The sequence below is a fragment of the Phenylobacterium sp. genome, assembly GCF_044372605.1.
Classification (GTDB): Bacteria; Pseudomonadota; Alphaproteobacteria; order Caulobacterales; family Caulobacteraceae; genus Phenylobacterium.
The window spans coordinates 1-7,253 of the sequence record NZ_JBILRO010000178.1 but is presented as its reverse complement, the minus strand read 5'-3'; the positions used below and the strand labels follow the sequence as shown (position 1 = coordinate 7,253).

Here is a 7,253-nt window from a genome sequence, read left to right as displayed (position 1 = left end):
ACGCGCATTCCTCGAAACGACGGCCGTGGGCGGCGCGCTCGTGCTGGGCGGGGTGGCGATGCGGGCCTTCGCCCAAACGATCCCGGTTCGCCGTGACGTCAACACCATCATCAGCCTGGGACGAGACGACCTTCAGAAGTATGCCGAAGCCGTCCGCATTCTGAAGTCGCGCGCGGTGGGGACATCGAACACATGGTTCCGCAACGCCGTGGAGCATCGCGACTACTGCGCCAGCTTGCCGTCGGGCCCGAAGAAGGAGATCCACGGCACCTGGTGGTTTCTTCCCTGGCACCGGGCGTACCTCGCCTCTACCGAGATGAGCCTGCGCGCGGCGCTTGGGGATGCGACCTTCGCACTGCCCTACTGGCACTGGCCGCTCACGGCATCGATCCCCGCGCCGTTCCGCACGGGCGCGTTGGATCATCCTGGAAGACGCATGGACCCCGTGCCGGCTTACGTCATGGACCTTACCGCCATGTCGCGCGACAGCTTCCGCGGACGGCGCAACGCAGCCGGCCGACTGCTGGACGTCGGCATGGGCGGATGGGGGCCAACCGCGGAGTATGCGTCGCGCTCGGCGATCGAGGGCACGCCGCACGGCGCGATCCACAATGCGGTGGGCGGCGATATGGGCGCGCTCGACACGGCCGCTCGCGACCCGCTGTTCTTCGCCCATCACGGTAACCTGGACCGGCTATGGGAGGTTTGGCGTACGCCCAACGACGGAACCCACGCCGCCACCGAACCCTGGACCGACCCAATGTTCGAGCGGGAGTTCGTCTTCGCGACGCCGGAAGGTCCGCCGCGAACGATCAAGGTCTCGCAGACTAGGCGGACCGAGGACCTGGGCTATCGCTACGAGCCGCCGCGCTCTGAGCCTGGTCCGCCGAGCGCGGCGGTGGTGTCGCCAGCCCGCCGCCCGCCCGAACCTCCCGCCGAAGCTCTCGCTCCAGCCACGAACCGATCGGGTCCCTTGGCCGTGCTCGACGCTGGCCCATCGCCGCCGGGACCGGGGTCGCGTCCGCTGGCGGCAAACGCGCGGGCCTTTCTTCGCCTTGTGGACCTAGAAACGCCGGTTCGGGGCGTGATGGCGGCGGTCTACCTGCAGAAGCGCGGCGCGGGCGGATTTGATCGCACCAAGGCGGCTTATGTCGGCGTGCTGGGTGTCGTCGGCTATTCCGACCGCAGCTTCCGCGCCGACTTCGCCCTGGAGGCCACCGAGGCGGTGCGAGAGCTCGGCGACACCCAGGTCGAAGCGTTCCTTTTGCCCATCCAGCAACTCGGCTACCGCGCACCGCTCACGCTTGCGCGCTACGAACTCCAAGTCGCGGCCGGATGATGCGGTCCAGAGCCAAGCGAGGCGGCGATGTCTGAAGAAAACGACGAACCCACGGGGCTGGAGAGCCCGGAGCTCGAGGGCGACGATGGCCGGGCGGCCGAGCTCACCGGCGGCGGGCCGGTCACCGAGTCCGCCGCGGCGGAAAGCGCACCACGCGACGTGATCGTCGAGATAGTGCTGGCGTCGGGCGATCCGAGGGAGGCCACAGAGCGCGCGGCGGCGGAGCGTGCGGAATCGTTCCCGGAAGTCGCGCGACGCTTCGGCATGCTTGAGGCCAAGTCGCCCTTTCCCCTGCCGGCGGGCGGCCTGGAAGCCGCCACCGAGCAGCAGCTTGAGCAGCAGCGCTATGTGCGCCTGAAGTTTCCACCGGGAACATCGGCGGAGGAGGTCAAGGCGGCGCTGAAGGAAACCCCCGAGGTTCAGGACGCGGTGATCGTCCCACGGCCACGGCCGCCGTTTCCCGAGCCGGTCAAGGAGCCCATGGTCGGCGCCTCCGATCAGGTGGTCGTGGGGCCGGGTGGGTTCGAGAACCAGTGGTACCTCCATCGCACGCGCGTGCCGGCGGCCTGGGCGCTCACGCGCGGCGCCGGGGTGGTTCTGGCCGATTGCGACTGGGGGTTCCGGGTCACCCATCATGAACTGCGCAAGGGCATCACCAAGACGCGTAATGTCGTCGACGGCAGCGCAAATGTCGCTTGGGGCGACGCGGCGGACCACGGCACGGCGGTACTGGGTATCGCCGGCGCGCGGGCCAACGGCGCCGGCATGGCCGGCTACGCTCCAGAGGCCGAGCTCTGGGCGATCAAGTGCGACGGGCCTTCCGACTTCGACGACTACTGGATCGCCGGCCTGCTGTACGTCCAGCAGACGTCGTCGGCCGGTCGCCCCAAGGTGGTGATCTACGAGGTCGAGTCCGAGAACCACGGCAACTACGAACAGGTGCCGTCCGTCGCCCAGGCGATCCGAGACACCATAGCCGCAGGGTGCATTGTCTGCGTGGCGGCCGGCAACGGCAATCAGCGCGCCGATCGAAGTGATTCTGGCGAGGCTTTCGCGGCCACCGGCTCGATCCTGGTCGGCGCGACCGCTTACCATACGACCGACAACCCCCGCGCCGACTTCTCGAACTACGGGCCATCCGTTGACATATGCGCGCCGGGCGATCCGCTTCATGACCTGACGCTAGGGCATTCTGGCGACGCCAAGTTCCGTAACGGGTTCGGCGGCACCTCGGGCGCGACGCCGAAGGTCGCCGGGGCCGTTGCGCTGATGCTTTCAGTCAACCCGACCCTAACGCATAGCCAGGTCCGGCAGATTCTCAAGAGCACGGGGCAGCCCGTCCAGACTGACGCCAACAAGCCGATCGGTGTGTTTTTGGACGTGGGCGCGGCTGTGGCGGAGGCCCGCCGCCTCGCAAACTAATTCGCCCGGCGTGGGTCGGCCGCGCAGGGCAGGGACTGGGGGAGTTCATATGGTCTCTGACAATCGCCGTGAAGCAACGGTTTTGACTCGCGTGGCAGCAAGGATAGCGAGGCTGGGCTGTGTCGCCGCGGTGGTAGGCTTGGCCGCCGCCTGCACGACCGTTCGCTCGACGCCGGTCAGCCACGGGCCGCACGTCGGAGCCTCTCAAGGGGTGACCTATTACCTGCCGATGCGGCCCATGAAACTGACGGCTACGCGCTCGCCGATCGATCTCACAGAGATGAAGAAGGCTTTGCCCGGCAAACAGGCGACGCTCGCCGAAGCCAAGAAGGGTTTCGGCGCCGCGGAGGCCGCACGCAAGCAGGCGGAAGCCGTTGAGGCCGCCCTTGCCGCCGATGCCGCGGCCGCCAAAGCCGCGGCCGCCGTGAAGACCTCCATTGCGAAGGCCGACGAAGCTGTGGCCAAGAGGGGCGTCGATGCGGCAGAGAAGGCTCTCAACGAGCTTTCTGCCGCGATAACCGTAGCGCAGATCTCCGGGGCAGAGTGCACATATGAGGCTAAGCTGGAGCTCTTGCCCCCACAGCCCGACATCCGCCACCGCTACATCGCGCGCATCGTGCACAACCCGTTCCGCGACGACACCTTCAGTCTCAAGGTCACCCCCGCTGGCCTGCTGAGCTCCACCAACGTGGTCGCCGCCGATCGAACCGCCGACATCATCGTCGAAGCCGCTGGCGCCCTAGCGGGCGTGGGCGGGTTTGGTGGGCCCGGCGCGCCGATGGCGCCGAACGCCGCCAATCCGCCAGTCCCCTGCGCCAAGCTGCCGAAGACGCTCATCCGGATCTTCGACCCGACCTCTACTGCAGACGGCGGCTCCAGCTACCAACCCATCGAGCGACGCGTGGCTCCGCGCCAGAGCAAAGTGGACGACGCGGCCGATACGTTCGAGCCGCAACTGGAAGACGGGCCGCCGGCACAGCCCTCCGCCGATATTGTACGCGCAGCGGGCGAGGTTGAGGACACTAACCAGGAGCTGCGGAATGCAAAATTCCCGTTCCGTATCAAGGTTGTGCTGCCGTCAGTCGGTGCCGCTGGGCCGGTGGCCCGGGGCGATACCTACGGGGCCGTTGCCCAGGGCGCGCTCTTCTATCGCTCGCCGACACCCGTTATGATCCGCCTGGAGCAGGAGGCGATTCCGGGTTGCGCCTCCGACAGCTGCTGGCAACCGATCGACATGGCCTTCGTGGCGCTGCCGCAAGCGGGTCCGACCTCATTCATCCCGATGAACTCTTCGGCCTTCGTAAAGACGGTCAACGACGTGCAATTCACCGACGGCGCGATCGTAAATTGGACTGCCGAGCGGCCGAGCGAGTTCTTGGAAATCGTCAGGCTGCCGGTGAAGATCGCTACTGCGGTGATCTCCGTCCCCGCTCAGCTGATTTCCCTTAAGGTGGACTACAGCACCAAGGATAAGTCGTTGATCGAGGCCCAGCGTCAGCAGATCAAGGCTCTCGACAACTGGCGGCGGCTGCAGGACTGCCGAACCGCGGCCGGCGCCGACAACGAGGCCGTTGCCGCCTGTTTCGAGTAGGTCCTCGTCTAGGTTCTGCACCCATAAAGTTTGCCGGCAAGCTTTATGGGTACAGAACCTAGGCCTCGTACCAGATCCCAGAAGGGGTAGAAGGTCCCGGAGCGCTCATCCTTTAGCCCCGTGCCGACTCCGGCCAGCGGCAGGTCCTGACTGGGGTAGGATCCCTAGACAAGGTCGACGGGGAGCTTCTCTCCGCGAGGGCCTTTAGGCATCGGTGTCCCCCAGCGGTAACTCTTCGAACGGGGGCTGGTAGCCCTGGGTTTCGTATTGGTCGCGCGTGACAACGCGCTCGTTCCCATCCGCGTAGCCGACGCGAACCCAGCCGTCGCTATCGCGTCAAAGGCCCTTTGTCATGCCGCTATGATAGCCGTTTCGGCGATCAGACGGAATGCTTGTCAACGCGGGCCGATTTCAAACCTAGACACCAACCGGCGGACGGCCTTGTCACCGCAGCCAGCGGGGGTATAGCGAAGTCAGTCATCTATGCGGGGTGCGACCACAGGCTTGCTGCGGGCGGTGTCAGGGGGGCGGCGTCAACTATGCCGTTAGGCAGCCCAGCGGTTCCTCTCTGCCCACGGTGCCATCTCCAAAACCTCCAACTTTCAAGAACACCTGAAGCGACTCGCTGCTCGGAAATGCGGCCCAACTGCGTTCAGCGCTCCCCTCAACAATCCTGGGGACACATTGTCGTACCTGCTATCTCAGAGTGTTGACGGACGATCACTGGTGGTATCGGCTACACCTGATCGAGGGGTGGAAATGGCCGACGCAACACCATTCTTGAACGAACTGGCTGGCGCTCTCGACGCCCTGTCTACGCAGCTCGTCAGCGTTCTCCCAGCTGACAACAGCATGATGGAGCAATGGGGTTGGAACCATCCTGCGCTCAGCCGCACGGACTTGGTCGACCTCATTCAGAACAGCAAATCGCTTGTTCAACGTATCGATGGGAAAATCGTCTCTGACAGCGACCTCGGCCGCCTGCAATTGCTTCCACAGCGCGTTGAGTACGTTCGCGGCAACTCGCTTCCTCAGATCGCCGGCAATGCTGCTGCCGCGTACGTTGCCATCTCCAGCCTCCTCGAAGGCGTGGACCTCATCCTTCGCAAATACGACATCCCGCAGATCGATCTCAAGGCGATCGAGGACAAGACACTGCTCCCGGCCTACCTGGTCCGGGAACTCCGCAAGATTGACAATGGGGTCAAGAAGGCCAGGGCGGATGCTGGCGATCTCGATGCCAAGATCGCCGAGATTAACGGCGCGCATGGTATCGCCGCGTCTTTGCCGGCCGACATGCAATCGTTGGAGGAGGCTCGTTCAGCCTACGCCGATACGACTCTGCGGTTGACCAAAGCCGACAAAGAGATGGATGCGTTGCTGGGGCGCGCCGCAGCAATTCTCACCACTCTCGAAGAACGTGAGCGCACCTCCGCCGAAGTGATGATGAAACTGGATTCGGCCTACAGTGCGGCGACCACCATGGGGCTTGGCAAAGCCTTTGCTGACCGCGCCAACGCCCTTAACCTGACCACAGGATTCCTTGCTTTCTTCCTGGCAGTCGCACTCGCTCTTGGTGGCTACATTACCTACAACCGTGTCGAATTCGTGCATGGCCTTATGCAGGACCATTCGATCCGCTACGGCATCCTCTGGATCAACGTCACCTTCACCGCACTCAGCGTGTCAGCGCCCGTCTGGCTGGCGTGGCTGCTCACCCGGCAGATCGGCCAGCGTTTCCGCCTGGCTGAGGACTACGGGTACAAGGCCTCCGTCGCCAAGGCTTATGAAGGCTATCGTCGCGAGGCCGCCAACATCGATCCTGAATTCGCCAAGCGTCTATTCTCAATAGCGCTTGATCGCCTGGAAGAGGCGCCGCTTCGCCTCGTGGAAAAGGAGAGTCCCGGCTCGCCGATTGGTGAGGTTCAGGGGCCGCTTGATCGCCTTATGCCTAAACGCCGACAGCGTGCAGAGGCGACTTCTCCGCCGGAAGACGAAGGGTAGAGCCGGCTCCTTCTCGCTGGTCCTCCTGCCCTGACTGAGTGCAGTGAATATCTGCCCTATTCACCGTACAGCGTGCGGGGAATATTCTTGCGTCTGCGGTGAATAATCGCCATAATCACCGCATAAGGAGCGGTGATTATGGCGGCCTATATCCATGAATTGGACGGCTGGCCCACACTGACGTGGGACGCAAAGCGCCTACAAGAGCAGCTCGCTGCCGTGCGTTTGCGGCAAGGCAAGCTACTTGGCCGCATGGAAACCCTCGGCTTCCAGCATCGCGCCGAGGCCGTCCTCGAAACACTTACCGAGGACGTTCTCAAGTCCAGTGAGATCGAAGGCGAACTTCTCGACAAGGAGGAGGTTCGCTCTTCGATCGCTCGCCGCCTTGGCATGGACATTGGTGCGCTCGCGCCAGCAGATCGCAACGTCGAAGGTGTCGTCGAAATGATGCTCGACGCCACCCAGAACTATCAGATGCCGCTCACCCAGGAGCGGCTCTTCGCATGGCACGCGGCCCTGTTTCCAACCGGGCGCAGCGGCATGTCCAGGATTGTCGTCGGCGGCTGGCGCGACGCCACCTCGGGTCACATGCAAGTCGTGTCAGGACCGATAGGTCGTGAACGCGTCCACTATGAAGCGCCCAGCGCGGACCGCCTCGCTCGCGAGATGCAAGCCTTCCTCGATTGGTTTGGCGGTGACGCGCCCTTCGACCCCATCTTGAAGGCCGCCGTCGCGCATCTGTGGTTCGTCACCATTCACCCATTTGATGATGGCAACGGGCGGATTGCGCGCGCTATCGCCGACCTCGCGCTCGCCCGCTCGGAGAATAGCCCGCAGCGATTTTACAGCATGTCGAGTCAGATCCGCATCGAGCGGAGCGCTTACTACGATATCCTG

General features: G+C 64.3%; 5 protein-coding genes. All 5 read left to right on the top strand.

Going from position 1 to position 7,253, the window contains the following annotated elements; translation table 11 throughout:
- The coding region (locus tag ACIQ42_RS13545) for a tyrosinase family protein (protein ID WP_397422752.1) at nucleotides 1-1,339 on the top strand (1,339 nt) is incomplete at its 5' end.
- A gap of 27 nt (nucleotides 1,340-1,366) precedes the next feature.
- Nucleotides 1,367-2,761 carry a S8 family peptidase gene (locus ACIQ42_RS13540; RefSeq protein ID WP_397422751.1) on the top strand — a complete coding sequence of 465 codons (1,395 nt, stop codon included), beginning with the start codon at nucleotides 1,367-1,369 and terminating at the stop codon, nucleotides 2,759-2,761.
- Between the two features lie 139 nt (nucleotides 2,762-2,900).
- Complete coding sequence (locus ACIQ42_RS13535) at nucleotides 2,901-4,352, top strand: hypothetical protein (protein ID WP_397422750.1); 1,452 nt, start codon at nucleotides 2,901-2,903, stop codon at nucleotides 4,350-4,352.
- Between the two features lie 759 nt (nucleotides 4,353-5,111).
- The gene (locus ACIQ42_RS13530; protein WP_397422749.1) at nucleotides 5,112-6,356 is read left to right on the top strand and encodes a hypothetical protein; all 1,245 of its coding nucleotides are present in this window, start codon (nucleotides 5,112-5,114) and stop codon (nucleotides 6,354-6,356) included.
- Nucleotides 6,357-6,494: 138 nt separating this feature from the next.
- On the top strand, nucleotides 6,495-7,253 hold a 759-nt coding region (locus ACIQ42_RS13525), incomplete at its 3' end, for a Fic family protein (protein WP_397422748.1).